General features: G+C 41.2%; 27 protein-coding genes and 5 tRNA genes. 23 read left to right on the top strand and 9 right to left on the bottom strand.

Annotated features, from left to right (window positions below):
- Positions 1–10: 10 nt before the first annotated feature.
- Positions 11–1033 (bottom strand): rod shape-determining protein, encoded by a 1023-nt coding sequence (locus tag EPX21_RS16590; RefSeq protein ID WP_134090814.1) that lies wholly within the window; start codon positions 1031–1033, stop codon positions 11–13.
- A 227-nt stretch (positions 1034–1260) separates the two neighbouring features.
- Between EPX21_RS16590 and EPX21_RS16585 the strand changes: the two genes are divergently transcribed.
- Genes EPX21_RS16585 through EPX21_RS16575 form a run of 3 tightly spaced genes read left to right on the top strand, consistent with a single transcriptional unit; the run spans position 1261 to position 5168 of the window.
- Positions 1261–3237 carry a DUF3857 domain-containing protein gene (locus tag EPX21_RS16585; protein WP_134090813.1) on the top strand — a complete coding sequence of 659 codons (1977 nt, stop codon included), beginning with the start codon at positions 1261–1263 and terminating at the stop codon, positions 3235–3237.
- A gap of 25 nt (positions 3238–3262) precedes the next feature.
- On the top strand, positions 3263–4024 hold the full coding sequence (locus EPX21_RS16580; RefSeq protein WP_134090812.1) for a DUF3857 domain-containing protein: 762 nt from the start codon (positions 3263–3265) through the stop codon (positions 4022–4024).
- A gap of 22 nt (positions 4025–4046) precedes the next feature.
- Positions 4047–5168, top strand: coding sequence for a hypothetical protein (locus EPX21_RS16575; protein ID WP_134090811.1), 1122 nt, complete (start codon positions 4047–4049; stop codon positions 5166–5168).
- Positions 5169–5235: 67 nt separating this feature from the next.
- Here the strand turns inward: EPX21_RS16575 and purH are convergent, their stop codons facing one another.
- Together purH and EPX21_RS16565 are read right to left on the bottom strand one after the other, a co-directional pair.
- A complete protein-coding gene (gene purH, locus EPX21_RS16570) occupies positions 5236–6762 on the bottom strand; it encodes a bifunctional phosphoribosylaminoimidazolecarboxamide formyltransferase/IMP cyclohydrolase (protein ID WP_134090810.1) in 1527 nt (508 codons plus the stop codon).
- Positions 6763–6856: 94 nt separating this feature from the next.
- The gene (locus EPX21_RS16565) at positions 6857–7369 is read right to left on the bottom strand and encodes a peroxiredoxin (protein ID WP_134090809.1); all 513 of its coding nucleotides are present in this window, start codon (positions 7367–7369) and stop codon (positions 6857–6859) included.
- A 162-nt stretch (positions 7370–7531) separates the two neighbouring features.
- On the opposite strand from EPX21_RS16565, the gene purN reads away from it, so the two are divergent.
- Complete coding sequence (gene purN, locus EPX21_RS16560) at positions 7532–8125, top strand: phosphoribosylglycinamide formyltransferase (RefSeq protein ID WP_134090808.1); 594 nt, start codon at positions 7532–7534, stop codon at positions 8123–8125.
- A gap of 26 nt (positions 8126–8151) precedes the next feature.
- Here purN and EPX21_RS16555 read toward each other — a convergent pair whose 3' ends face one another.
- The 4 genes from EPX21_RS16555 to EPX21_RS16540 are packed head-to-tail and all read right to left on the bottom strand — an operon-like array spanning position 8152 to position 12334.
- Positions 8152–9606 carry a serine hydrolase gene (locus tag EPX21_RS16555; protein ID WP_134090807.1) on the bottom strand — a complete coding sequence of 485 codons (1455 nt, stop codon included), beginning with the start codon at positions 9604–9606 and terminating at the stop codon, positions 8152–8154.
- 15 nt (positions 9607–9621) lie between these two features.
- The gene (locus tag EPX21_RS16550) at positions 9622–10368 is read right to left on the bottom strand and encodes a LytTR family DNA-binding domain-containing protein (protein WP_134090806.1); all 747 of its coding nucleotides are present in this window, start codon (positions 10366–10368) and stop codon (positions 9622–9624) included.
- Positions 10361–11404, bottom strand: coding sequence for a sensor histidine kinase (locus EPX21_RS16545; protein WP_134090805.1), 1044 nt, complete (start codon positions 11402–11404; stop codon positions 10361–10363). Before EPX21_RS16545 ends, EPX21_RS16550 begins: the two co-directional genes overlap by 8 nt.
- Before the next feature lie 21 nt (positions 11405–11425).
- The gene (locus tag EPX21_RS16540) at positions 11426–12334 is read right to left on the bottom strand and encodes a LiaF domain-containing protein (RefSeq protein ID WP_166670793.1); all 909 of its coding nucleotides are present in this window, start codon (positions 12332–12334) and stop codon (positions 11426–11428) included.
- A 190-nt stretch (positions 12335–12524) separates the two neighbouring features.
- Between EPX21_RS16540 and EPX21_RS16535 the strand changes: the two genes are divergently transcribed.
- The gene (locus tag EPX21_RS16535; RefSeq protein WP_134090803.1) at positions 12525–14672 is read left to right on the top strand and encodes a glucoamylase family protein; all 2148 of its coding nucleotides are present in this window, start codon (positions 12525–12527) and stop codon (positions 14670–14672) included.
- A 39-nt stretch (positions 14673–14711) separates the two neighbouring features.
- Here EPX21_RS16535 and EPX21_RS16530 read toward each other — a convergent pair whose 3' ends face one another.
- The gene (locus EPX21_RS16530) at positions 14712–15446 is read right to left on the bottom strand and encodes a DUF2490 domain-containing protein (RefSeq protein WP_134090802.1); all 735 of its coding nucleotides are present in this window, start codon (positions 15444–15446) and stop codon (positions 14712–14714) included.
- A 297-nt stretch (positions 15447–15743) separates the two neighbouring features.
- Here EPX21_RS16530 and EPX21_RS16525 point away from each other — a divergent pair, with 297 nt between their 5' ends.
- From EPX21_RS16525 to rpsU, 3 genes are all read left to right on the top strand, one after another.
- Complete coding sequence (locus tag EPX21_RS16525) at positions 15744–16583, top strand: hypothetical protein (RefSeq protein WP_134090801.1); 840 nt, start codon at positions 15744–15746, stop codon at positions 16581–16583.
- On the top strand, positions 16576–17718 hold the full coding sequence (locus EPX21_RS16520; RefSeq protein ID WP_134090800.1) for a DUF6588 family protein: 1143 nt from the start codon (positions 16576–16578) through the stop codon (positions 17716–17718). Before EPX21_RS16525 ends, EPX21_RS16520 begins: the two co-directional genes overlap by 8 nt.
- A gap of 155 nt (positions 17719–17873) precedes the next feature.
- Positions 17874–18065, top strand: coding sequence for a 30S ribosomal protein S21 (rpsU, locus tag EPX21_RS16515; RefSeq protein WP_013665669.1), 192 nt, complete (start codon positions 17874–17876; stop codon positions 18063–18065).
- Between the two features lie 124 nt (positions 18066–18189).
- On the opposite strand, the gene EPX21_RS16510 is transcribed toward rpsU, so the two are convergent.
- Positions 18190–19257 carry a hypothetical protein gene (locus EPX21_RS16510; protein ID WP_134090799.1) on the bottom strand — a complete coding sequence of 356 codons (1068 nt, stop codon included), beginning with the start codon at positions 19255–19257 and terminating at the stop codon, positions 18190–18192.
- Positions 19258–19380: 123 nt separating this feature from the next.
- Between EPX21_RS16510 and EPX21_RS16505 the strand changes: the two genes are divergently transcribed.
- The 15 genes from EPX21_RS16505 (at position 19381) to rplL (ending at position 26721) form a co-directional block, all read left to right on the top strand.
- Entirely contained in the window at positions 19381–20088 is a 708-nt protein-coding gene (locus EPX21_RS16505) for a DNA-binding protein (protein ID WP_134090798.1), read from the top strand.
- Between the two features lie 79 nt (positions 20089–20167).
- Positions 20168–21049, top strand: coding sequence for a tyrosine-type recombinase/integrase (locus EPX21_RS16500; RefSeq protein WP_134090797.1), 882 nt, complete (start codon positions 20168–20170; stop codon positions 21047–21049).
- 13 nt (positions 21050–21062) lie between these two features.
- The gene (hpf, locus tag EPX21_RS16495) at positions 21063–21413 is read left to right on the top strand and encodes a ribosome hibernation-promoting factor, HPF/YfiA family (RefSeq protein ID WP_134090796.1); all 351 of its coding nucleotides are present in this window, start codon (positions 21063–21065) and stop codon (positions 21411–21413) included.
- Positions 21414–21705: 292 nt separating this feature from the next.
- Positions 21706–21778 (top strand) — tRNA-Thr (locus EPX21_RS16490).
- Positions 21779–21785: 7 nt separating this feature from the next.
- Positions 21786–21869: transfer RNA gene (locus EPX21_RS16485), tRNA-Tyr, on the top strand.
- An 87-nt stretch (positions 21870–21956) separates the two neighbouring features.
- Positions 21957–22029, top strand: a tRNA-Gly gene (locus EPX21_RS16480).
- Between the two features lie 55 nt (positions 22030–22084).
- Positions 22085–22156, top strand: a tRNA-Thr gene (locus tag EPX21_RS16475).
- A gap of 58 nt (positions 22157–22214) precedes the next feature.
- Positions 22215–23402 carry an elongation factor Tu gene (gene tuf / locus EPX21_RS16470; protein WP_134090795.1) on the top strand — a complete coding sequence of 396 codons (1188 nt, stop codon included), beginning with the start codon at positions 22215–22217 and terminating at the stop codon, positions 23400–23402.
- Between the two features lie 54 nt (positions 23403–23456).
- A tRNA-Trp gene (locus EPX21_RS16465) sits at positions 23457–23527 on the top strand.
- A gap of 87 nt (positions 23528–23614) precedes the next feature.
- Positions 23615–23809: a preprotein translocase subunit SecE gene (gene secE, locus EPX21_RS16460; protein WP_134090794.1), complete on the top strand. Its 195-nt coding sequence runs from the start codon at positions 23615–23617 to the stop codon at positions 23807–23809.
- Positions 23810–23827: 18 nt separating this feature from the next.
- Positions 23828–24373 (top strand): transcription termination/antitermination protein NusG, encoded by a 546-nt coding sequence (gene nusG / locus EPX21_RS16455; protein ID WP_013665676.1) that lies wholly within the window; start codon positions 23828–23830, stop codon positions 24371–24373.
- Between the two features lie 216 nt (positions 24374–24589).
- The gene (gene rplK / locus EPX21_RS16450; RefSeq protein WP_134090793.1) at positions 24590–25033 is read left to right on the top strand and encodes a 50S ribosomal protein L11; all 444 of its coding nucleotides are present in this window, start codon (positions 24590–24592) and stop codon (positions 25031–25033) included.
- Positions 25034–25056: 23 nt separating this feature from the next.
- Positions 25057–25755: a 50S ribosomal protein L1 gene (gene rplA / locus EPX21_RS16445; RefSeq protein ID WP_134090792.1), complete on the top strand. Its 699-nt coding sequence runs from the start codon at positions 25057–25059 to the stop codon at positions 25753–25755.
- Positions 25756–25757: 2 nt separating this feature from the next.
- Positions 25758–26276, top strand: coding sequence for a 50S ribosomal protein L10 (rplJ, locus tag EPX21_RS16440; protein ID WP_134090791.1), 519 nt, complete (start codon positions 25758–25760; stop codon positions 26274–26276).
- A gap of 67 nt (positions 26277–26343) precedes the next feature.
- A complete protein-coding gene (rplL, locus tag EPX21_RS16435; RefSeq protein ID WP_134090790.1) occupies positions 26344–26721 on the top strand; it encodes a 50S ribosomal protein L7/L12 in 378 nt (125 codons plus the stop codon).
- Positions 26722–26754 lie beyond the last annotated feature (33 nt).

Here is a 26754-nt window from a genome sequence, read left to right as displayed (position 1 = left end):
GATGAAACCGCTATTGCATTAAAAACTTGTAACCGCCTATGTTTTTCAACGCAATGCCGGTACCTCTTACTACAGCTCTTAAAGGATCTTCGGCAACATGAACAGGCAATTTAGTTTTCGCTTGAACCCTTTTATCCAAACCACGGAGCAATGCACCACCGCCCGTTAAATAAATACCGGTTTGGTAAATATCTGCTGATAATTCGGGAGGCGTAATCTCTAAAGCTTTTAAGATCGCTTCTTCTATTTTAGAGATAGACTTGTCCAGACAATGGGCAATTTCTGTATAAGATACCGTAATTTGTTTAGGTACGCCCGTCATTAAGTCTCGTCCTTGAACGGCAAAATCAGCTGGCGGATCCTGTAGTTCAGGTAGGGCCGCACCGACCTCAATCTTGATTTTCTCGGCTGTCCGCTCGCCGATCATGATGTTGTGCTGCCTACGGATGTATTGCACAATATCAGAATCAAAGTTGTCGCCTGCTACGCGAATGGACTGATCGCAAACAATACCGGAAAGGGCAATGACGGCAATCTCCGTTGTACCGCCACCGATATCAATAATCATATTTCCCATAGGCTCCTCCACGTCAATACCGATACCAACAGCAGCGGCCATAGGTTCGTGAATTAAGTATACTTCCTTAGCGCCCGCGATCTCTGCCGAATCCCTGACAGCGCGTTTTTCAACCTCCGTAATTCCGGAAGGAATACAGATCACCATCCTTAGAGAGGGAAAAAACCAGCCCTTTCCATTGTTGATCATTTTTATCATGCCCCTGATCATATATTCAGCAGCATTGAAATCGGCTATTACGCCATCTTTCAATGGTCGTACCGTTCTTATATTGTCGTGGGTTTTACCCTCCATTTGCATGGCCTGCCTACCTATGGCAATTACCTTATTGGTGGTGCGATCAAAAGCGACAATACTCGGCTCGTCTACTACCACTTTGTCATTATGTATTATTAGGGTGTTTGCCGTACCTAAATCTATGGCAACTTCTTGAGTAAACCAGTTAAATAGCCCCATTCGCTAATTTTTTAATGTTCTTTGAATATAGTCCGCAAAATTAAGACAAAAATATCACAATATGAACCCGATATGCTACAATAGGAAGAAAAAAAGAATAGGGGCATAGAAGTCTTATTCACTGCTTTAGTGAGAACTATTTGTGAATATTTACAAAATTCTTTTGCTATTGTACCACCTTTCATTAAATTATTATCTTTACTCGTTAACAATCTAAATCCTTTTTCATGACGAGACTTTCTCTTTGCATTTGCTTTATATGCAGCTTTTTTGGATCCTATGCCGGCGATTTCGCCTTTGGCGTAATCAGTAACGAAGAATTAGCCATAAAAAAATATCAATTGGATAGCGTTTCTAGTGCTGTTGTTCTTAATGAGTATGGAACCGCACGGTTCATGTTTGACGATCAAAAGGGTGAGTTGAATATCGTTTTTACACACCATGTCAAGTTGAAAATCTTTAACAAAGAGGACCCGAAGCAGGCCAATATTCAAATTCCTTTGCGCGCTAGCGATAATAAAGTTGAACAGCTGCAAGATTTAAAAGCGGTCACGTATAACTATGTCGACGGCAGAAGGGTAGAGACTTGGTTAGACGCGAAAAACGTATATAGGGAGGAATTGAACAAATACGTTGCACTTACTAAGTTTACCATGCCTAATATTCAGGACGGCAGTATAGTGGAATACAGTTATCAACTCATTTCTCCATTGATTTATAATTTCAGAACATGGGAATTTCAGACCGATATCCCGAAAATTAACAGTGAGTTTGAGGCGATTATACCTGCGACTTACACATATAACGTTGTAATGAGAGGGCCGTACAAGTTAACAGATCAAAAATCTTCGTTGGTAAGAGACGGCTTTCGTTTACCTGGTTGGCCGATTGATTGTTCGCGGATGGTCTATATAATGAAGAACGTTCCGGCTTTCATTGAGGAGGATTATATGACCGCTGCGTCCAATTTCAAATCCGCCATCTATTTTGAATTGGCTACTGTTTATTTGCGAAATGGTTCCCAGCATCATTATACAAAAGAGTGGAAAAACGTCGATCGCGAGCTGTTAACAGACCGGGTTCTGGGCGGGCAGATGAAACAAAAGGGAGTATTTGAAGACAAATTACCGAAAATAATTGAGGTAAATATGGAAGATCTTACAAAAGCAAAGGCTGTGTACGAATGGGTAAGGAGTCAAATTAAATGGAACAAATATTACGGTATATTCAGTGAGCTGGGTATAAAGAAGGCGCTGGAGCGTCATGAGGGGAATATCGCAGATATTAATCTTGCTTTAGTTGCGGGGCTATCAGCTGCGGGACTAGACGTTGAAACAGTTATTCTTTCCACCAGAGAGCATGGGATAGTTAATAAATTAAATCCGGTAATCTCGGAGTTCAATTATGTAATTGCTAAATTAAATATAGATGGAGAAAGCTATTTTTTGGATGCATCTGATCCTTTTCTGCCCTTCGGTATGCTGCCATTGCGCTGTATTAATGATCAAGGTCGTGTATTGTCGCTAAGCAAGCCTTCTTACTGGGTTGACATTAAATCAAACGCAAAGCGGCATATTATTTACGTTTTAACCGGCGAGCTGTCCAACGATGGGCTGTTAACAGGAACGATGAAAATATCGAACTTTAATTACGCGGCCTATTTAAAAAGAAAAGAATTGGCGAATTATCCGGATATTGAGCAGTATATTGAAAGAAAGAAGGAAGAAAGTATCGGGATGGAGATTAGGGAGGCACGAGTTTCAGGTGTGGATTCAGTTGATATGGGTTTGGTAGAAGAATATCAAATAGCCATTAAGTTATTTGATAGCTTAGGTAATGGCAGTTTATATTTTAATCCATTTATCGTCAATAAAATCGGCAAAAATCCTTTCACTCTTGCGGAAAGGACCTACCCAGTGGATTTTGGAAGTTTATTAGAGGAGACTGTGCTCGTAGATATAGCGTTGCCTGCCGGGTATACATTAACTGCAAAGCCCGCGGACGCCAATTGGGTGCTTCCCGACCGAGGAGGACAGTTTATCAGTCGTATTGAATTGGATAATAATTATTTGCGTTGTAATCAAGCACTTCGATTTAATAGAACCATCTTTACATCCGATGAATATTTATTTTTAAAGGAGCTTTTTAGTCGGGTTATTCAGCTCGAAAAGGCAGATGTCGTTTTAGAGAAAAAAGGTGTTTAGAGAAACTTTATCCAGAAGCTATGTTATGCTAAATAGGTGTTATATAAGTCTGTTATTTGTTTTTTTTGCGACGAAGGCGGTTGCACAAGAGCACTTTTCCGTCGCCGATATTCCGCAGGCCCTGAAAGTCAGAGCCAATGCGGTTATAAGAAATCAACAATGGGTTGTCGACATGCGGTCGGCTAATGATGTCGTTTTGCGGGTGAAGCAAGTGTTAACAGTTTTCAATTCTGTAGGTCATGAGCGTGCGAGATTGGCCATACTGTACGATAAGAGCACGCAAATAAAATCCGTTAACGGCATTATTCAAGACCAGGACGGCAATCTAATAAAGAAAATAAGCTTGAAAGACTTTTCTGATGAAAGCGCGGTGAGCAGTTTTTCGCTATTTGAGGATAACCGTGTCAAGCATTTCCTTCCAAATGTATCACAATACCCTTTTACGGTGATATATGACTATGAATTGAAATTAAAGCAAAATCTGGTTATTCCAGATTGGGTTCCTAATTTATATCCGGACCTATCAGTAGAACAGAGCAGTTATACCTTGCTCTATGGGCGAGGGGAGGCCGTTAACATTAAAGAAGTGAATTTTGATGGGAAGCGTTTGGACGAGGAAAACGATAAGCAGAAAAAACATACTTGGGAGGTTCACCGGTTGCTGGCTAGAAAAAAAGAGCCATTTTCACCACCCAACGAGCGGCAACAAATAAGAATAAAAGTTGCTCCAGAAAAGTTTTATTATTATGGTAAAAAGGGGAACTATACGAACTGGCAAGACCGGTAAGTGGGTATATAATGATTTGTTAATGGAACGGCAAAAGCCGACACCACAAATGATTGCTCAAGTGAACGTGCTAACGGCTGATCTAAGCAGTGATAAAAAGAAAGTGCGCGTACTGTATAAACACCTTCAGCAAAAGGTACGATATGTAAGTGTTCAAATAGGAATAGGCGGGTTTCAGCCTATGGCCGCCGATCAGGTCGAACAATTAGGATATGGGGACTGTAAGGCTTTAGTTAATTATATGCAATCACTTTTATCTGTAGCTGGTATCTCTTCTTATTATTGCGTGGTAAATGCTGGAGATATTAAGCGGGATATGGATGCCAGTTTTGCAAGTATGAACCAAGGGAACCATGTTATTTTAGCGGTTCCTTTGGAGCAGGATATCGTGTGGCTGGAATGCACAAGTCAGCAAGTTCCTTTTGGTTTTTTGGGTAGCTTCACGGCCGACCGAATTGTGTTTGCGTGTACGGAAGAGGGTGGTAAATTGCTCCGGACACCGGGCTTTGCAGCGGAGGAAAATTTGCAGAAAAGAGAAGGGCGGTTCGTTTTAGATAAAGAAGGAGATGTTAAAGGGCCGTTATCCACTTCTTTCTATGGGAACCAATTTGACAATCGGTTTGCCGTACTGGGACTTCCATCAATAGAACAAGAGAAGCAGTTGAAAGAAATATACCATGTGGACAATATTGCGTTTAAAAATATCACCTACGTTCAAAAAGAAGCTCATGATCTGCAACTAAACGAACGGTTTAATATCGAGGTCCGTAGGTATGCGCCGAAAAGCGGAAAGCGGATTTATCTGATTCCAAATCTTTTTAATCGAAGAGCAGCTGTTCCAACAACGCAGGAACGAACAATGCCTCTCTTTTTAAACAGCGGATATAAAGATGTGGATTCGCTGGTCTTTACTTTTCCAAAAGATTATCGCGTTGATCTAAAGCCTTCTAATATTGAGCTTGATACGGAGTTCGGTTCTTTTACCATGAGGTTATATGTGGAAGGAAATGACCTTTTTTTCTATAGAGCGCTCATACTGCATGAAGGGCAGTTTGCGCCCGAAAAGTACCTTGCTTTTGCACAGTTTATTAATGCAGTTTATCAGGCAGATTTAGGCAAGGTTGTATTTTTAGAGCAGCTATAAATTAGAAAGACCAGGGCTCAATGGCGCTGGTCTTTTTACTAAAGGAGATAAACAAACAGTTTTCCTGTTAATGTTTGAAGTGTCGGATACCCGTCGTTACCATGGATATGCCTTTTTTGTTGGCCATATCAATAGAGTCTTTGTCTTTTATTGATCCACCGGGTTGAAGCACGGCTGCAATACCGGCGTCAGCAGCGATTTCCACACAGTCAGGAAACGGAAAGAATGCATCAGAAGCCATAGCGGATCCGCGTAAGTCGAAACCAAAAGACTTCGCTTTTTCGATCGCTTGTTTTAATGCGTCTACGCGTGATGTTTGTCCGACACCGCTGGCTAGAAGCTGATTGTTTTTTGCAAATACGATGGTATTCGATTTCGTATGTTTGACGATCTTGTTGGCAAAAAACAGGTTTGCATAATCTTCTTCTGAAGGCGTCCGGTCTGTTACCGTGGTCATTCCTTCCTTATCTTCAATGACCAAATCTTTGTCCTGCTCAATAATGCCATTTAAGAGACTTTTGAATTGATTTTTAGGTAATTCGATGTCGTTTCGTTCCAGTATGATCCTGTTCTTGCGGCTTACCAGCACCCGAAGAGCTTCGGGTGTAAAAGAAGGCGCTATCAGCACTTCAAAAAATAGTTTATTAATTTCTTCGGCCGCATCCTGTTCAATGGGGCGATTACAGATTAATACGCCACCGAAGGCAGAAATAGGGTCGCAGGCCAGGGCATCCTGCCAAGCCTCTAAGATCGTGCTTCTGCTTGCGACACCGCAGGCGTTGGTGTGTTTCAGGATAGCAAAAGTGGGCTCTTGGAACTCGTCTATCAGTGCTACAGCCGCATCAATATCCACTAAATTATTATAGGAAAGCTCTTTTCCGTTAAGCTTTTTGAACAAGGCGTCAAGATCGCCATAAAAAGCCCCTTTCTGGTGTGGGTTCTCGCCATAACGTAAGGGAGTCTTTTTCTGCTCACTATATTTAAATACCTCTAATGGCTCTTCCTGGTTGAAGTATTTGAAGATAGCTGTATCGTAATGGGAGGAGGTGTTGAACGCTTTTTTTGCAAAAGACTTTCGTTGCGCTAAAGAGGTATATCCCTCATTTTCCTTTAATATATCAGCCAGTGTTGTGTAATCGTCTTTTGAGGATATGATAACAACATCATTATAGTTTTTTGCAGCTGCACGGATCAAGGAAATGCCGCCGATATCGATTTTTTCTATAATATCCTCTTCGGGCGCGCCGGAAGCCACCGTCTCTTCAAATGGATATAGATCAACGATTACCAGATCCATTTCTGGAATTTCATAGGTTTCTAAGGTCTCCTTGTCTTCCGCCAAAGACCTGCGGCCCAAAATGCCGCCGAACACCTTCGGGTGCAAGGTTTTTACGCGGCCTCCCAAGATGGACGGATACCCTGTTAGATCTTCGACCGGTGTTACAGGAATATTGAGATCTTTAATAAATTTCTCTGTTCCTCCAGTAGAATAGAAGTGAACACCATAACTGTGTAACACTTCAACCAGAGGCGCTAGATTGCCCTTGTAATATACAGAAATTAATGCGTTTTTAATTTTAACGGGATGACTCATTACTGATGATTTAAAAAAAGCAAAGTTAGCATTTTATATTGATTAGTTACCACGGCCTTTGCATAGAGTTTTAGGCGATATTGTAGGCCTTACGCTAGAGATTTAATGCTTTGATAATTTCCGCGATGTTTTTTTCGCCGTCCCAATATTTCTTGAGTCTTTTATCACTACCGTATACAAAGGTTGCCGGATACTGAGTGGGTTTGAATTTGCCTATAAATTCATAGTTTTTGTCATGTAAAAGCGTTACATTGTTTTTATCCCGAAGTTGTCCCCCATACATCGACATAAACGCATTGATCAGATTCTTTTCTTGCATGGCAACCAAGTAAAGGTTTACATTTTTTATGTTGCTGTAATTTTTTCCCAGGGCCAGTACTTCTTGCTGACAATGACTACAGCCTGGATCAAAAAAGAGAATCGCTATGTTTTTTCCATTAGAAGCCAAGTTGTTGCGGGTGAAGGGGGCGTCTTTGTCGACGGTATAGAAGGTGAATTCTGGAATCTCTTTTGGGACCTGACCGGTTTTTTGTGCACAAGCAGTAGTGACACTGAGTATACATGCCAGTAGCATGTTAATAGCGTAGGAATAGATATTTTGTTTCATAAAATTTTATTATAAAGTAAAAGTAAAAATTATGACGGAAAGCGAGGAGCGACTAAGTCAAATTTACGTTGAGATGTCATCAACCGACAGAATAAATGCAGCATAATAGTTAACTTTGGCGTAAATTACGAGATAAGACTCATCGTGTTAAATTAATACTGTATGAAAAAACGCATAGCTATTTTTGCGTCTGGCTCAGGCTCCAATGCCCAAAAGATAATGGAGCACTTTAAATATAGTCAAGATGCGGAAGTTTCTTTAATATTAACTAATAATCCTGAGGCCTATGTATTGCAACGGGCCGATAACTTTGAAGTCCCTTCTCACGTATTTGACCGTCACGAATTCTACCATACAGACCATATAGTTGAGTTGTTAAATCGCATGCAAATCGATCTAGTGGTTCTTGCAGGTTTTTTGTGGCTGATACCTGCAAATTTACTCAAAGCATTTCCTGAAAAGATCATCAATATACACCCCGCTTTATTGCCGGCCTATGGTGGAAAAGGGATGTATGGAGATCGTGTCCACCAAGCTATTTTGGACAACAAGGAGGAAGAGTCTGGCATTACTATTCATTATGTAAACGAGCACTTTGATGAGGGAGAGATTATATACCAAGCTCGATTTAGGATAGAACCCGGTGACAATTTGGAGATGGTGAAGTTCAAAGGGCAGCAACTGGAACATCAGCATTTTCCCAAAGTTATTGAAAATCTCCTAAAAAAAGTCGATGGGCATAAGCTGACCGATTAACGTTTTAGTCGCGTTTGCGCATGGGGTCAGTGGTTTGCGATTAGGTTGTTTATTAGCGAAAAGCCGATGCTGTCTACCGATTTTGCGGCGTTGGCCAGTACCACAACCGCAATTTTCTTGTCAGGAGCGAAGGCCAGGAAACTACTGCTGCCGAAGGTGCCTCCATTATGCCAAAAAATTTCTTGGAAGTTTTCTATATTTATATGCCACGCTAGGCCGAGGTCTTGCGTCTCGGAAAGAAGCCATGATGGTTTGTGCGTAAGCGCTATTGCTTTTCCCAAAGTTGTATTGGGAATATTGATGTTGCTTTCTGCAAACTTAAGCAAATCCCGGATGGTCGATTTTAAAGATCCGGCGCCACTTAAAGCCAGAAAATGCCAATGCGGCGTCAGTTCTCCTTTTTCATTATAGGTGGGGATAAATTTAGCGAGGTTATCCCCACCGGGAAACTCCGTAGTGTTGATTAATTCTAAAGGACCGCATATTGTTTTTTCCACCAGTTCATTATAGGAAGAGTTCTTTTTATAGGCCAATATTTCGCCGATGATTCCGTATCCGAGATTACTGTATTCGTAAACAGAATCGGGTGCATTCCGTTGTTTATAGTTTTTAAGATAAGCGAACAGCGCGTTTCTATTATAGTCTTTATAAGGGTCTAAAGGCTCTTTCGGGTTGATATTATCGGGCAAGCGCGGAAGGCCTGATGTATGTGTTGCTAAATTTTGAAAGTTGATTTTTTCTAATGCGGTATTTTGGGCTACGCTGTCGGGTAAATACTTGGCGATCGGATCGTTAAGATTGATGCTGTCTGTCAAGGTTGCATTTGCCAGAAGGGTTGCCGTAAACGTTTTGGTAATGGAGCCAATCTCAAATAAGGTTCCCTGGTCTGGCAATACCTTATTGCCCCGAATGGTTTCACCGTAATAATAATAACTTGCTTTGCCGTTATGTATAATACCAATTGCAAGGCCGCAGGTCCCGGGCGTGTTAATATATTGGAGTGCAAGTGAGTCAACCCAGTTGTCTACCGTATTTTCTGTTGTTGGCGAGCTGTTTTTTGACAGGCTGACGGTGTCTTTTTTTGCGGGTACGCTGGTTGTGTCGCTTTCTTTCACGGATTCATCAAGGGGCTGAAAAAGGAAAGTTCCTATTTTGTTATTAGAATCAATTCCCAAAACGAGTTTCAGCGTTTCTTGTGAAAATGCAAGTTTAAAATGCTCGAGGTCGTTTTCGGTTTTAAGAAAGGTAGCGCTTTCGAGCTTGCCCAAGGGATAAAGCTGTTGGTTTAGTAGGGAGTCAAGTTGCGATTTAGATACCGCTGCCTTTGCCTGCTGACTCCATTGTTGATAAATAGAATCTGATTGATGGCTATTGAAAAAGTTTTTAAATCGATCTACTATTGTATCACTGTTTTGGTCTTGAGCGGAGCATGAAAAATATCCAACAAAAAATAAAACGGCTATGAGCAAATATCGGTGCATTATTTGAATAATATCTTAAATGTCTAAAACCTGTTTAAGTTTTGAATAGCCTGATTTACTTACGTTTACCTTCATATTGTTGCTAAGGATGGCAATATGGCTTTCCTTTTCGAAGGCTTCGAGTCTGACGATGCTATCTATACGTACTATATAAGAACGATGAATTCTCACAAATATGTTAGGATCCAATTCTTTTTCAAAAAAAGCCATCGTTTTATTCTTCAAGTAGCTTCCCGTTGTGGTGTGTAAATGGACATAGTCGTCATCCGCTTCAAGGCAGATCAGGTTATCTGCTGCGATTACATTTATTTTATTGCCGGTTTTTACGACGATACGTTCGAGGGAAGGGGAGGGACTGATCGTCTCCAACATCTTTTTTGTTTGTTCCAGTGCCACTGTACTTTGTACATTTCGTTGTTGAAGGAATTTGCTTATCGCTTGATCGAAGCGCGATTTACTGATCGGTTTAAGTAAGTAGTCTATTGCATACTTTTCGAAGGCTCTGATGGCATACTCATCGAATGCGGTCGTAAATATAACAGGAGGTTGTTGATCAATGAGCTCTAACATTTCGAAGCCGTTGATTTTTGGCATTTGTATATCCAAAAAAACCAAGTCCGGTTGATGTTGCATAATGGCTTTTGCCCCTTCGAATCCATCGTTACACTCTTCAATAATCTGTATTTCTTTATAGTCGGCCAAATACTCGCTAATGATGCTTCGAGCGAGCGGTTCATCGTCTATCAAAACAGCTTTAATCATATTGTGGTATTTTTATATTACTTGTAAAGATATGTGCTGTATGGTGAGTTTGCAACAAATCCGTTCGTCCAAACAATAAAAACAATCTTCGTTGCACGCCTCTTAGTCCGAACCCAGTGCCTTTATGCGGTAGGTTGCTGTCTTTATCGAAAGGGTTTTGAATAGCCACCAATAAATGATTTTCGTCTTTTTTTGCCCAAATGGCAATTTTTACCTGACCGGTGGTGTCATACAGACCATATTTAATGGCGTTTTCAACCAATGGTTGCAGAATCATAGCGGGCAATAAGCAGTCTTCGCAGTCTTCCATAAGTATATCCGTATCGAGGCGATGACCGAAGCGGACTTTCTCTATTTCTAAATAGAGCTTTAAGTGTTCAATCTCATCTTTCAGCGGTATCAGCTGTTGGTCGTCTTTTCTGAGCGTCCCTCGTAAAAAGTCAGAAAGCTGGAAGGTCATATTTCTAGCTTCCTCTGGCTTTCGTCCGATGAGTGCAATGATAGAATTTAAGCTATTGAAAAGGAAGTGTGGTTGGAGCTGCTGTCGGAGGTTATAAAGCTCTGCTTCGCGCGCAAGTTTTTCTGCGTCGGCTTTTCGTTGTTCGTTTTCTTTTTGGTCGTGTAATGTGTTCCATAGAACTTGCATCATAGCGACCCAAGCAATTACCAAGCCGTTGGTACAATACCTTATGGGGAGTGATAAATCAAGAAAAGCCAAATAAGATTTATCCTTTATAATGTATTGTATTATATAGCGGTTGATTGTGAGACTGATGGCGGCCAATGATAGGCCCCAGATAATAATATAGAAATAACGTTCTTTGCGCGGTTGATAATAATTTAAGTTATTAGCGATAATATAGCAAGCGGCCGAAATAGTAGTAGCACTAACTAAACTATCTAAGAGTGCAAGCTCAAAAATAAAGTCAAACCAAAGGAGCAGGCCGGTTTGTATAATGAGCGTGCCTACCCAGACCGATACACAGCTGATAGCAATGAGCTTTTGCCTGGACGTGATAAGTGCGGTTGACGCCATTGAATTTGGGAATCTTAACAGTTAAATACTTTTAATTGTAATACCTCCGAAAATGGACGTGCCTTTTATGATCAGGTTTTTGCGATTGTCTACAGCCACATTATTGATAAAGCGTTTATCTTCCACTCCTCCAAAAATGGCTGTCATCTCGGGGTTTACTTTCCAGTGAGAAGGAACCAGGATGGTCGTTCCACCGAAAATTTGTACCACTTCCAGAATTACCGGGTGCTTTATGTCGGCCTGAATGAGGTTAATGTCGGCTCCACCCATGATGTTAACGATATCTCCTCCTTTGAAGTCTTTCGAATAGATGTTCTTTTTTACTTGTCCGAAAATAGAAACCGAGTCGATATAATCTTCACTTATTTTTCCGGAGGATTGTTCGCTATTATAAAACGTGTCAGGTTCGGCTTGAAAAGCCGAACCTTCTTGATTGTCTTGTTCTGTTGAGGTGTCCGTTTCGTTGGTCACCCTTTTATCCCAATCGAGATCCGATTGATAGGGATGTTTAGGCGGGGTGAATGAGTCGGTGTTTTTTGAACGCTCGCCGTAGGGGTCTGTGTGCGGATCCGAAGGTGACGGGGGCGAAAAATATCTTCTATTCCTGCCGGCAATCAGCCAACAGCCAAGCAATATGATAAATGCAGGCCAAAAAAATCTGCCAAGACTCACATCGAACATTCTTTCTATTAAGAAGAAACAGCCGATAAGAATTAGTATAAAGGATGAAGGCTTTTTGAAGTTATTTCGTGCCCCAAGTACTAAGCCTATAACGATGAGCCACATAGGCCATGAGAATAGCCAATTTGGAAAATCGAATATAAAGCCGAGCGTATTTGATAACATCGAAAACCCAATGATGATAATAATAAGTCCTACCCATACCCTGCCCGAGTTTGATCTGTGTTGAGGAGCTTTATAGTTATTCATATTTTCTTTTTTTTGTAAAGATAAATGAATATTTGACTTTGATTCTATCAGAATTAGGTAGGTGTACATTGTTTATCGGTAAAATGCCTAATTTTATCGGTTAACAGCAATGGGCTTTTTGTATGGGAGCTTACTTAAACGCCATGGCTTGGTTTTTGCTTCGACCTTTGACTGTTAGAATACGGCTAATATGAACAAAATATACTTTTTTTTACTTGCAACTTTTTTCAGCATTCAAGCAGCGGCATCTAACTACCCTGAAGTGTTGTTTGAAAACAGTTTAATGCCAAAAAGCTATTACTATTCACAATCCTCTTTTGAAGGGAATAGCTGGATTAATCATATGAACGGTCACCTCCCTGTCGCCGATAGCATCTTTTTCAGTCCGGGAAATTCGCTTTTGCTAGATTATGTCTCTGGGAATGCGGGCGAGTGGAGATCGGTTGTCCATTATAGCAACGATTATGGGTACTTGCCAAAAAGCAACGATTTGCTGCACTTTAAAATCTTTGTTTCAAGTGCCACATCCAAATCAGAGCTGCCAATAATACAACTCATGCAAGGAGAGAATCTGTCTGACGAAGTCAAATTGCAAGCGTTTATTGGGAACTACCAGGATAACGTTTGGCTGTCACTTGCTATTCCTTTAAAAGAAATAGGAAATTTAGATAGTCAAGCGCCGATTAACGGTATTGTGTTTAAGCAAGGTGCAGACCGAGACGGTAAAGAACATCGTCTGTTTTTAGATCAAATCGAATTTTTGCCTAGTAAAACGCCCGATATGAAGTTAACAGGCAAGGCTGTTCTTTCTGTTGTGGAGGCTTATGAAAGACACGTAGATATTGCCTGGCAGTTGCCGTTGACACCAAGTATTCGCTACATTAAAATATATCGATCGGAAGATAATCAAAACTTCGTGCCCGTTGCGGTAAGGCCTATTTCATTTAATAAATACACGGATTTCGTTCCGCGCACAAATGTAAAATACTATTATAAAATAGCCTGGGTGGATTATCAGTACCGGGAGTCACCTTTTTCGGACGTAAAGGCTGCTGAAACGAAGTCTGCGACGGACGACGAGTTGTTAAATGTAATCGAGAAGTCGCATATTGCCTATTTTACGGATGAAACCGAGTTTAATAGTGGCATGCATAAGATATCTCCGTTAGCAAGCAACGCACACGTATCTGTAAAAGGAACGGGCGTTGGTCTTTTGGCCCAGGTAGTTGGGGTAGAACGAAAGTTTATTCCGCGGCAATTGCTATTAGACAGACTGAAGAAAATCGTTAAGTTCTTAGAACGGGCAACCTCTTATCACGGTGCCTTTCCCGAACTGCTTGATGGACGGTCCGGAAAACCAATTATGACGGATTCTTGCGAGATAGCTGCCGATTTAGAGTCAACGGCCTATTTAATGCAGGGGCTATTAGTGGCGCGGAACTATTTTAATAAAGAAGAAGCTGACGAAAAGGCAATACGAGAGGCTATTACGTCTTTGTGGGAGGTGGTCGACTGGACAAAATTCGTGAAAGATGAAAGCGGGCATCACCTATACAACACCTGGTCGCCGGTTTGCGCTTTTGCCAAGGCCGTGCCATTAGGCGGCTATAATAGCGGTTTTATCGCTTATCTGTTAGCGATCAGCTCGCCGAGCCATGCCGTCGACGTAAACATGTATGAATTGGGGCTTAAACAGCCGTTAAAGCATATAGGGCCGGCTATTGGCAGACTGTCGACGTCCGCTAACGATACGCTCATCATGCTTAAAGATAAGCCCGAGTTGTACGGTCGAGACACCTTCATGACCGACAGCACCTATTACGGGATCCAACTAAAGGCTGGTTCTGCAAAATCATCGTTGATAGATCAACAGCAGCCTTTTTTGGCCTTTAATCCCAAGAGCTCTATTGATGGTTCTGTGAACTATTTTGACAATCAGCGTGCCCTGTCGACTATTTATTACCGAGCTGCCTTGAACAGAAGTGAGCAGTTCGTAAGTTTAACCAATCTGTTATGGCCCTATGTAGGAAACGATTCGCTTTCTGTTAATCGCTTTAATCCGTCGGCAGCCATTGCAACTTACCCATATACACCTACTATCGCCATGGAGGCTCTTAAAAACTATTATCGGAACTTAGGAAGTTTTCTTTGGACAGAATACGGGTTTAGGGACGAATTTAACTTTAAAGATAACTGGGTGTCCAGTGATTTTGATCCCATACATCAGGGAATTGTTCCGATTATGTTGGAAAATGCACGGACAGGGCTGATATGGAATCTGTTTTCGGAAGATCCGGACATAAAAAAACTGGCGCAAAAACTGAATAGGAACGAATAGGTTATAATGGGGATCAGCGCATGTCAAGTATATATGAAACTATAAGCGTGTATAGAAGGCGACCTGTGCAATATGATTCAGCAAATTCGGGTGAGAGCTTCTTTTGGAAAACTGATTCATATATCCTACCTCCAAGTCGTATTTTGGAGAAAATCTGTAGCCAAATGCTAGGTAAGCCCTATTTTGATCAAAAAGGCTTCCATTTACGTTGTTTTTGTTTTGAATATTGACGAATAGTTCATTTTGAAGGGCGACAAAAGAGCCTTCAGTAAAGGTTTGCTTGAGTGGAGTGGTCAATGGAATAATTCCCCTGATAAAGTATCTGGCTCTTTGTGTGAAAACGGTCTCGATAGGCCGTTTCAAGAAGCGCTGTTCAAGTCTAAAGCGATGTTGGACGGAAATATGGAAAAGCTTTCCTGTAAAAATGAATTGCTCCCAAATGCGGTGTTCGGTTAAACGCCGCTGGCCTTCGGCTAATTCGTTGCTTACAATAGTCGTGGCATAGCCGGCTGAGGCAGTTTGATTGGCGTTAATGTAGTAATTTACACCGGGCCGGATCAAGAAAAGCGAATTTTCATTCCAATTCCGTCCGGCTCGAAACTGAATGTCGTTGGTCATTCCCCATTGGGAGCTGAACTTAACATTATTAAACCACGCATACCAGTTTCCAAATTGGTTGTCTTGCGCTTTAAGAGATGTTCCCGGGATTACAAGGCACGTTATGGTCGTTAGCACGCAGGCTAAACTTAAAAAATGAGGCGCTATAGGTTTCATTCGGTTTTTTTATAATGGATTCAGCATCCTGATTACGGCGTTAAAATAGGAAAAAAAAGATAAAATCGAAAGGAATGCTTTGTAAAGGACACCATAAATGGCAGGCTTTTTGGGTAACATTATTTCGATTTGTTATAGTAAACGGTTCTACAACTCTGGAAGGTCCGAATGAAAGCGGAGCTTCCCCGGCGAATAGTTGGAGATCTCGGTAGGTTCGTATGTAGGGGCGGGTACAAGTTGTGGTCGATTGTGTGGTTTCCTTCGTAACACTGGATTATATTAGATACTGAATTTTATATGAAAAGAACGCATACCACATTGTTTTTAGGTGTATTACTTGTGTGCTTATTGGGTTGTGAAAAAGATCGTACATGTAGTATAATGGATTACCATTATGTTTTTCCGGAAGAGGTTTTCGCGGAAGCTACTTACCTTAAGATTTACGCCAACGAGAATAACTTTATAGAAGGCCAGCAGAGCGTTTCCAGACCGGATAGTTTAGCAGGAACGGAGGTTGTTTTGCCTGCGGGCGCGGAATCCACACCGCTCATTGATATTCGGTATCCAGACGGTACAAACAGCTGGTCTAATCAAGCTGAGCTGGCGCGTCTGACACAAGTCGACCTCGAAAGCGCTAGTTGCCAAGCCAGCTTTCGATACCTCGATTATTCAGCGTTGAGAAATGCGGTGAACAGCTCACCGACTTATTTGCATTTAGCGCTTGAGCGAGGAGACCAGGATGGCGGGCAGAAAACCTGGTTGATTGATAGAATATTTGACGAGCAAGAAGCGGATGTGACCGAGAGGCCTGAATGGCAGTGCGTACGAGGCTTAAAGTTTACTTTTTATAAAGGAGGCAAGGGCGCTAAAGTGAAAATCGAAGCGCCTTCGGAAGGGGTAGCGTGCGCTGTTTTTGAAGAGCTTTTTGGAGCGAGATCTGAAGTATTTGCTACCTATTCCCTGGAGGGACAAGAGCAAAAAGAATTGCGTATCACGGTGCCAGCTGTGTCAGATGCGCTAAAAGAGCAACTTACTTTTCAGGTTCTTAATTCCGCCTATGATTTGCTCAATATAAGTTTAACAAATGGTAGTTCCCAAATAGGCTATGCTACCCTCATTCCTTCTAATCATGATTAAGGTAACTCCGTTGTACGTTTATAAGCCGTTTAAATATCTGTCGCTATTGTCGGTTTTTGTCTGCCAGTTAGGTTATACCCAGACTTTGCAGGACTATGAGATACAAGTAAGGGATCTGGAACGTTTCGGAAATAGCTATTTTTCGGCCTATACCAATTTATTTTCCTCAAATTTTGGCTTTTCGCTAAATCAAGGATGGGAAGGAGGCGCGATATCAAAAAGGGCGGGCGCCCTCTCTTTCAGTTTAGTGGGGTCGTCGGCTGTTATCCCGATCAATGATGGAAATCGCTATATACGCACCAATCATCTATATCAAAGCGCCAACATCAGTGCAGCCCCGCTGACCCCCGGATTATTTACGGACGCGAGCGGAGGGGCTGTCAGTTTTTTTTTATTGGATCCTTCAACAAACAATCGTTTAGTCAATCCCGCTACGGGCGACTACCTGAGTGCAAACTTCAATATGATTGACGGTGTAGGCACGAACGTAGGGGTAACGCCTTTCGTTATGCCGCAGTTGAGCCTCACTTTAGGTAAAAGTACCGAGATTTCTTTACGGGTTATGCCATTTGCCGTAGGTTTAAATGAGGGAAAAGTGGATGTTTCCGCTTGGGGTGGGGCGGTTCGGCATAGCTTATCGCAATGGTTCGACAGCCGGGAAGACCCTAAGTTTACCGTTAATTTGCTGCTGTCTTATATGAGAAATAAAACAGAATTTACCCCAAATGGCGATCGCTTTCTAACTTTCAATAACGATTATTTTAGTACAGCCGGCACCTCTTTACAGCTATCTCATCATACCAAAACGCAACAAGCGATCCTATTTTTCAATTTTAAGTTGAACAGCTTTATGGAAATTTACGGACATGGTGGGATGGCACATCAAACAAGTGATTTAGGAAGCAGCGGCGTGTTCAGACTCAGAATAAACGATGCTTATATCCGAGATGTAGTGGAAGATGCGGCTGTTGAATATACCGACCTGTTTAGTTCCCGGATTAAGGAGACTGTTGCTGCTGGAGGATGTGGCCTGTTATTAGGATTCGGTTTTCTCAAAGCAGAGGTTCAATACACGTATGCACATACGCACATCGCCTCACTGGCGTTAAGGGCAAATATATTGAAGGGCGACTGATTTTTTGGAAGGTTGTTTTTTCGCGTTGATGTCTTTAGTGAATGGCGCCGGAATTTAGCCCAAAGAATAATAAAGAATTTAAATTTTTAGTTTTCTAAAAAAACGCCTATCTTTGTTGTCCCAAATTTTGACAATAGAAAGGGGGTATAAAGAGCATGATTATCGTAAATGTAAAAGATGGCGAATCGTTAGATAAAGCCTTGAAACGTTTTAAGAAGAAATTTGAAAAGACTGGAGTGTTAAGAGAGCTTCGTGCGCGCCAAGCATACGAGAAAAAATCTGTTACCCGCCGTACTCAAATTAAAAAAGCAATCTACAAACAATCCTTGAATCAGGATACCGTTTAATATAGTAGATGTCAATTATAAAAAGCCATTCGCAAAATTTGTGAATGGCTTTTTTGCTTCTACTCGTTTTGGTTAATAACTTTTTTTCTTTTGTGATTGAGATCCGAAGGAAACGGTAGTCGAGTTAGGCTTCCTGGTATCCTATGCGGTTTTCTTGTGGCCAATGTCTTGTTTCGTGATCTGCTAGGTTCAACAGTTCAAAAAATGTGTCCATATGAGACGTGAAGCTTTTTAGCTCATCAAGGTAATAGGGAGTGCCGGTTTCGAACAGGTGTTCGAGATAGCCCATGTAAACCCTACGGAAATTCCTTTCAAGAAATTTCGGATGAAAAGAGTCAAAATAGGTGAGTAGTTCCGTTTCGAGCGTTTCGGTAAACATAACAGGGCCGCAAGGATAATCAAGGTTATCGGTTTCAAGGTGGCTCCAGAAAGTGTTGAGGTATTGTATCAAACCATCCGTAAAATTGGCATCCATTAATGATGGCATCGACCGTGGCTGATCGGATGGATCGGCTTCTGTATCTTGGGTCGAAGCTAAGTCGCTTTCTTTATTAGCTTGCATTTCGATCTGTTCTTCTGCATAGTTAAAGCGTAGATCTGCAATTAAGAAGATCGCTTCGGCTACCTTCTCGAGGTATTCGCGGATGACGATGAATTCGGAAAGGGACAAGGTATCGATATAGTGCTCGTGATGATGGGCGTATGACAGCAGATCGTCTAGGATTTCTCTCCATTCATCCAGATCGCGGTATAGAAAGAAATCTTTTAGAAAAAGGTGAATGTTGTTTATTTCTTGGTTTTCCAGTTTTCTGTAGTGGCCTGCATGTCCGTTTATTCTTGCTTCAACATCAATGCGGAGGCTTCTCCAGATAGACTTTTGGTAGAGTGGGTGTGTCTCCGTAATGCTTAAATCGAGTTCGGGTTGGTGTTGTAGTACCCATAAGGCCTCAATAACGGTTATGATCTGTTTATGATCGTAGACGAAGTTTTCATGACTAGCATAGAACTTTTCGGTGCTGTCTGTTTTTTCCGTACTTGCGGCATTCACGAGGGTGAGTATATCATCCCGGAAAAGCTCCACTTCGGTTTCCTGGGTACAGAATTCTTTGATAAACGAAAATGGATTTCGAATGGCGTCTTCTTTTAGATAACGGAAGTGTACGGTTTGAATGGCTTCATGAAAATTTTCCATAATATTAAGTTGAAGGTAAAAAATGTTGTTAAAAGGCGTCGATTATCGTATCTTGCCTATAGATATATGTGCAAATATAATATCTTTTTTATATAAAATGATAATTTGATATTTTTTTTATTTATGATAGATCATTTGGACCGAGCGACATTAGGGCCCTTGTTTAAAGAAGCCCGCCTTTCGCGGAACATGACCTTAGAACAGTTTTATGGTGGAATCGCTACCCACGTCAATAATTTTTCAGCGATTGAAAACGGCGGGCGAATCGTTGGGAAGCGCTTAGCAAAAGATATTATCGACTATCATAATATAAGTTTGAAATGGCTTGAGACAAAAGAAGGTGCGCCGTTTCTATCTCATGTTCCCTATAAGCATAGGCCTCGAAAAAGGGATCATCGCTTAGTGCAGGAGCCGTTAGCGGAAGAAGTACCGTATTATAATATTCCCTTGACGGATATCGTGTTTGACGGACCTGACGCTTTCCGCGAAGCGCCCGAGTTTTATGTGAACTTTCGCCCCTTTAACGATTGTACAGCTTACTTACCTATATATGGTGACAATATGCATCCCAAATTTGCCAGCGGGGAAATCATAGCGGTTAAAGAAGTCTGTAACCTGGATGTAATCCTCTGGGGAGAGGCTTATTTGGTTGTTACCAATGAACTGGCGAATAATTTGGTGACCCTGAAGCTTTTATTTGCACATAATAACCCTGAAAAGCTTATATTAAGGGCGGCTAATCCTGATTATGGCGGTGATATTGTTGTCGATAAAAAGGCCATAATCAAGCTGTTTATAGTGAAAGGAAAAATAACCAGGTATCAGTTATAATGGCAATAGGCGCAGCGATCAACAGGTTGTTCGCGACGAACAGACGTGGACCGGGAAATAATTTAACTTAATTGGGTGTATGTATTTGGAACGATTTATATCCTTTCTGAGATTCGAGAAGCACTCTTCGGATCATACGGTAACGGCTTATGAAAAAGATATTACGAGCTATTTGCTTTTCTGGAAGACTGAATCTGTCTGTTTTGAAGAAGTAGGACATAAACAGTTGAGATATTATTTGTCGACATTAATGGAGGGTGGTTTAGCCGTTTCTTCCATTAATAGGGTGTTGTCGTCACTGCGTACCTATTACAAATTCTTGCAAAGAGAAGGGCTTTACGAGCAGAACCCTACTTTGCTGGTAAAAGCGCTAAAAGCACCAAAGAGATTGCCGGTGGTTATTCAAGAAGATAAATTGAATCAGTTGCTAGATCACGATAGCATCTTTCCCGACAGCTTCCAAGGGCAGCGTGATCGGCTGATTATCGAATTGCTTTTCGGTACCGGGATGCGACTGGCCGAATTGATACAATTGAAAGAAGGAGACATAGATTATTACAATCAAACCATCAGGATTTTAGGTAAACGGAATAAGGAAAGGATCGTGCCTTTGTTGCCGTCGCTAAAAGTTTTGATCGAGCGTTATTTATTGTTAAAAAAAAATGAAACTTTAGATAACAAATGCTTAACTTTAGTCGTTACTATAAAAGGTAAACAAGCTTATCCGAAGCTTATTTACCAAGTAGTAATTCGTTATTTGTCGCTAATAACTTCCCAGCAAAAGAAGAGCCCACATGTGCTAAGGCATAGCTTCGCAACAGCGTTATTAAATAAGGGGGCAGATTTGAACGCTATCAAAGAGTTATTAGGTCATGCAAATTTAGTCGCAACACAGGTGTATACGCACAATTCGGTGGAGCGATTGAAATCTATTTACAAACAAGCTCATCCCAAAGCTTAAAAAAGGAGGACTTATGAACATCACCACGCAATCCATTCAATTCAAGGCAGACAAGAAATTGATAGACTTTATCCAACGTCGTGTGGACAAGCTGGATCAATTTTTCGATCAGGTAATAGCAGGCGAATGCTATTTGAAATTGGAGAATGTAGAGGACGAAGCTAACAAGATTACGGAGTTTAAGTTGAACATTCCGGGAAACCAACTTTTTGCTAAAGGGCAGGCCAAGAGTTTTGAGGAAGCGACGGATTTGGCGATAGAATCATTGCGTAGGCAAATAAATAAACATAAAACGAAAACACGGGCTAAAGTGACTCATCATAAAGAGGTGCTGGCGGAAGTGCAGGCGGGAGAACTCATTTAAAATTTCACTACATTTATGAGGCATCCCTTAAGGAGAGAATCCTTAAGGGATTTTTTCATGTGCAAGCCGATAGAAGAAACAGAAATGGACGATAAAATGTGTGGGATTTTTCGAAAAATATTTCGTTGATAATTAAGCCATTTGCTCAAAACGGCACTTTTTTGTGATAAATATTTTCACTTTTTTTTTGAATTAATACTTTCTTGTCTATCTTTGCAGTCCCAAAGGGAACACAGGGGTTGAAGTTAAAGAAAGAGATGGTTCCAGATGGGTGAAAGTTCTTAGATATATTGCCTCCTTAGCTCAGCTGGTAGAGCAACTGACTTGTAATCAGTAGGTCGCTGGTTCGATCCCGGCAGGGGGCTCTAAGTTGGGGGGATTCCAGAGCGGTCAAATGGGACGGACTGTAAATCCGTTGCTTCGGCTTCGAAGGTTCGAATCCTTCTCCCCCCACCATTAGATATTATTTGGTGCAGTGTGATTATGTTTGAATTCATCTGATAAGATAAAAAACACGCTCCGATAAGATCATCATAACAGTAAGCGGAAGTAGCTCAATTGGTAGAGCGATAGCCTTCCAAGCTATAGGTTGCGGGTTCGAGACCCGTCTTCCGCTCTTGAATCAAAGAGTTAAAACCGATATCGGCTTTAGCTTTTTGTTGTTCAAACAAGCCGATGTAGCTCAGCGGTAGAGCACTTCCTTGGTAAGGAAGAGGTCATGGGTTCAAGTCCCATCATTGGCTCGTAAGTGTAAATAAAAAAGAACCAAAATAAAAATTAACTTACTAATACGCATAAAAAATGGCAAAAGAGAAATTTGACCGCAGTAAACCACACTTAAATATTGGTACAATCGGTCACGTTGACCACGGTAAAACCACTACAACTGCTGCTATTACGAAGGTTTTGGCAGACAAAGGTTTGTCAGAAGCTCGTTCATTTGATTCAATTGACTCGGCTCCAGAAGAGAAAGAGCGTGGTATTACAATCAACACCGCTCACGTAGAATATCAAACTGCAAATCGCCACTATGCTCACGTTGACTGTCCAGGTCACGCTGACTATGTAAAGAACATGGTTACTGGTGCTGCGCAAATGGACGGAGCTATCATCGTTGTTGCTGCAACTGACGGTCCAATGCCTCAAACTCGTGAGCACATTCTATTGGCTCGCCAAGTAGGTGTACCGGCTCTAGTAGTATTTATGAATAAAACTGACTTAGTTGACGACCCAGAGTTATTGGATTTAGTAGAAATGGAAGTTCGTGAACTATTGTCATTCTACGAATATCCAGGTGATGACATTCCTGTAATCAAAGGTTCAGCATTAGGTGCTTTAAACGGCGAGGCAGAATGGGTAGACAAGATTATGGAGTTGATGGACGCGGTAGATAACTACATTCCAATTCCTCCACGTTTGACAGATCTTCCTTTCTTGATGCCGATTGAAGACGTATTCTCGATCACTGGTCGTGGTACTGTTGCAACAGGACGTATTGAGCGTGGTGTAATCAACACAGGTGATCCAGTTGAAATTTTAGGTATGGGAGCTGAGAACTTGAAATCTACTGTAACAGGGGTAGAAATGTTCCGCAAGATCCTAGACTACGGTGAAGCTGGTGATAACGTAGGTTTATTATTACGTGGTATTGAAAAAACTGATATCCGTCGCGGTATGGTTATCTGTAAACCAGGTAGTGTAACGCCTCACACTGAATTTAAAGCAGAGGTTTACGTATTATCAAAAGCAGAAGGTGGTCGTCACACGCCATTCTTCAACAAATACCGTCCTCAGTTCTATTTCCGTACGACAGACGTTACTGGAGAGATTACGCTTCAAGAAGGTGTAGAGATGGTTATGCCTGGTGATAACGTTACAATCAATGTTAAATTGATCAACGCGATCGCCATGGAAAAAGGTCTACGTTTCGCTATCCGAGAAGGTGGTAGAACAGTAGGTGCTGGTCAGGTAACTGAAATTATCGCTTAATACAAGCATATTAAACTGGCTAATTGGTTTGAACGCCGATTAGCCAGTTAACTTACGGGCATAGTTCAATGGTAGAATAGAGGTCTCCAAAACCTTTGATCAGGGTTCGAATCCTTGTGCCCGTGCTAAATAACAGTCGGTTTTCGTTGGCTTAAAATGTTAACAGTAGGCCGTTAGCTAAAGTCTAAAGAATATATTTCTATATCATAACAATGGCAAACGTACTTGATTTTTTAAAAGACTCCTATCATGAGATGACTCAAAAGGTGTCTTGGCCAACTTGGTCGGAATTACAGAATTCAGCGGTGGTTGTGCTTATAGCATCGATCATCATAGCGCTTGTTGTGTTAGCGATGGATCAATCTTCAAGTGCGATATTGAAATTGTTTTACGGTACAACGGCCTAAATCAAGGAGGATTATAGAATGGCAGATCAGCAATTGAAATGGTATGTTGTACGCGCGGTAAGCGGTAAGGAGAAGAAAGTAAAGCAATATATTGAGGCTGAGATTAATCGTTTGGGAATAAATCATTTGGTTCCGCAGGTTTTGATTCCCATGGAAAAATATTTCCAAATGCGGGAAGGGAAAAAGATCGCTAAAGAGCGTAATTATTATCCTGGCTACGTATTACTAGAAGCGGCTTTAGACGGTGAGTTAGAACACGTAATAAAAAATATAAATAGCGTTATAGGGTTTTTAGGCGATAAAGCAGGCAATGCTATTCCTTTACGCCAAGCAGAGGTTAACCGTATCCTTGGTACTGTTGATGAGATGAGCGAGCAGGGGGAGATGATGAATGTCCCTTATTATGTAGGGGAATCCGTAAAAGTGACCGATGGGCCGTTCAATGGCTTTTCAGGTGAAATAGAAGAGGTGAACGAGGAGAAGAAGAAATTGAAGGTGATGGTTAAAGTGTTTGGTAGAAAGACACCTTTGGAACTAAATTATATGCAAGTTGAAAAGGAGTAATAACTTTACTCTATCCCAACAAGATATCTTTTCGCATAATACAACAGAATTCAGATTTTTACAAAAAACATTTTGTTAGTTCTGAATTTTGTTGTATTTTTGCGCACTCTAAAAAAGAGTTAAGGCCTACTAGGCCACTTGATTAGAAAACAAATGTTACGTTATATTGCTTCCAACTTACTAACAAACATTTAGTAATTTAAATTTAAATCGAAAATGGCAAAAGAAGTCAGTGCGTTAGTGAAATTACAGGTGAAGGGTGGCGCAGCTAATCCATCACCCCCGGTAGGGCCTGCGTTAGGTGCAAAAGGGGTGAACATCATGGAGTTTTGCAAGCAGTTTAATGCACGTACCCAAGACAAGCCAGGCAAGGTATTACCAGTTGTAATTACTGTATATGCTGATAAGTCTTTCGATTTTATCATTAAGACTCCCCCGGTTGCTGTGCAACTTATAGAGGTTGCCGGGATAAAAGGAGGGTCAGGCGAGCCTAACCGTAAAAAAGTAGGCAAAGTTACTTGGGAACAAGTAGAAACTATCGCTAAGGATAAAATGAGCGACTTGAATGCGTTTACAGTAGAGTCGGCCATGAAAATGGTTGCAGGTACGGCGCGTAGTATGGGTATCACTGTAAGTGGTGATGCACCCTGGAACAATTAATTAACAGAAATCAGTTTAAGAAAGTGGCTAGATTAACAAAAAATCAAAAAGCGGCACTATCCAAAATTGAAGCTGGTAAAGCGTATACTTTACAGGAGGCGGCAGCACTTGTAAAGGAGATTACCACTACTAAGTTTGATGCATCAGTGGATATCGACGTTCGTTTAGGCGTAGATCCACGTAAAGCAAATCAAATGGTTCGTGGTATAGCTACCTTGCCTCATGGAACCGGTAAGACCGTACGCGTTTTAGTGTTATGTACTCCCGACAAGGAAGAAGAAGCTAAAGCAGCAGGTGCGGATTACGTAGGGTTAGATGAGTATATCAGCAAGATCGAAGGTGGATGGACCGATGTTGATATCATTATTACCATGCCAAGCGTTATGGCTAAAGTAGGTAGATTAGGTCGTATTTTAGGGCCTAGAAACCTCATGCCTAACCCTAAGTCAGGTACTGTTACACAAGATGTGGCTAAAGCAGTTACTGAGGTAAAAGGCGGTAAGATTGATTTCAAGGTTGATAAAACCGGTATCATTCATGCTTCAGTTGGTAAAGTGTCATTCGATGCAGATAAGATTTATGATAATGCGTTGGAGGTAATCCAAACGATTTCTAAATTGAAACCATCTGCGGCGAAAGGAACATATTTTAAGAGTATCCATCTCTCTTCAACAATGAGTCCGGGTATTCAGGTAGAAACTAAATCAGTAGCGGGGATTTAATCATGAGAAAAGAAGAAAAACAAGAAATTGTTCAAGCTTTAACTGATCAGATCAAATCTTACGGCAATTTTTATATTACCGATACTGCTGATTTGACTGTTGCAAAAGTTAACAATATCCGTCGCAAGTGTTTTGAGAGAGGTATTAAGATTCAGGTTGCAAAAAACACGCTGATTGCAAAGGCGTTGGAAGCAGCTGGGGTTGATGCAGAGGAATTGAAGGGCGTTTTAAAAGGCGCATCTACTATTCTTTTTTCGGAAACAGGTAATGCACCTGCGAAATTAATCAAAGAACTTCGTAAAGAAGGTGATAAGCCAATTTTAAAAGGGGCTTATATAGATGCTTCGGTATTTGTTGGCGACTCCCAATTAGATTCGCTCGTAGCGTTGAAATCCAAAGAAGAACTCGTTGGAGATATCATTGGGTTACTTCAATCGCCTGCTAAGAATGTTATTTCTGCCCTTAAATCGGGTGGTAGTACAATTGCAGGTTTGGTTAAAACTTTACAAGAAAGAGGTTAACGGATCCTTGCAAACCGTTTAAGTAATTAGTTAATAGAAAAAAGTAAATTCAAAAATTTAAAATAAAATGGCAGATTTAAAAGCGTTTGCTGAGCAGTTAGTAAACTTGACAGTAAAAGAAGTTAACGAGTTAGCTCAAATCTTAAAAGACGAGTATGGTATTGAGCCGGCTGCTGCAGCTGTAGCTGTTGCTGGCCCTGCTGCTGGTGGTGATGCACCTGCTGCAGAAGAAAAAACGTCTTTTGATGTAATTTTGAAAGAAGCTGGTGGTCAAAAATTAGCTGTTGTTAAATTAGTGAAAGATTTAACTGGTTTAGGTCTTAAAGAAGCTAAAGATTTAGTTGATGGTGCTCCTAAAGAACTTAAAGCAGGTGTTACTAAAGACGAAGCTGAAGCGTTGAAAAAACAACTAGAAGAAGCAGGAGCTGTAGTTGAGATTAAATAATTCTCATCTAAAGAGATCCTAAATGGTATTAGA

The sequence above is a fragment of the Olivibacter sp. XZL3 genome, assembly GCF_004368405.1.
In the GTDB taxonomy this organism is placed as follows: Bacteria; Bacteroidota; Bacteroidia; order Sphingobacteriales; family Sphingobacteriaceae; genus Olivibacter.
Note: the sequence above shows the minus strand (reverse complement) of the source record. Positions and strands in the feature narration are given on the sequence as shown.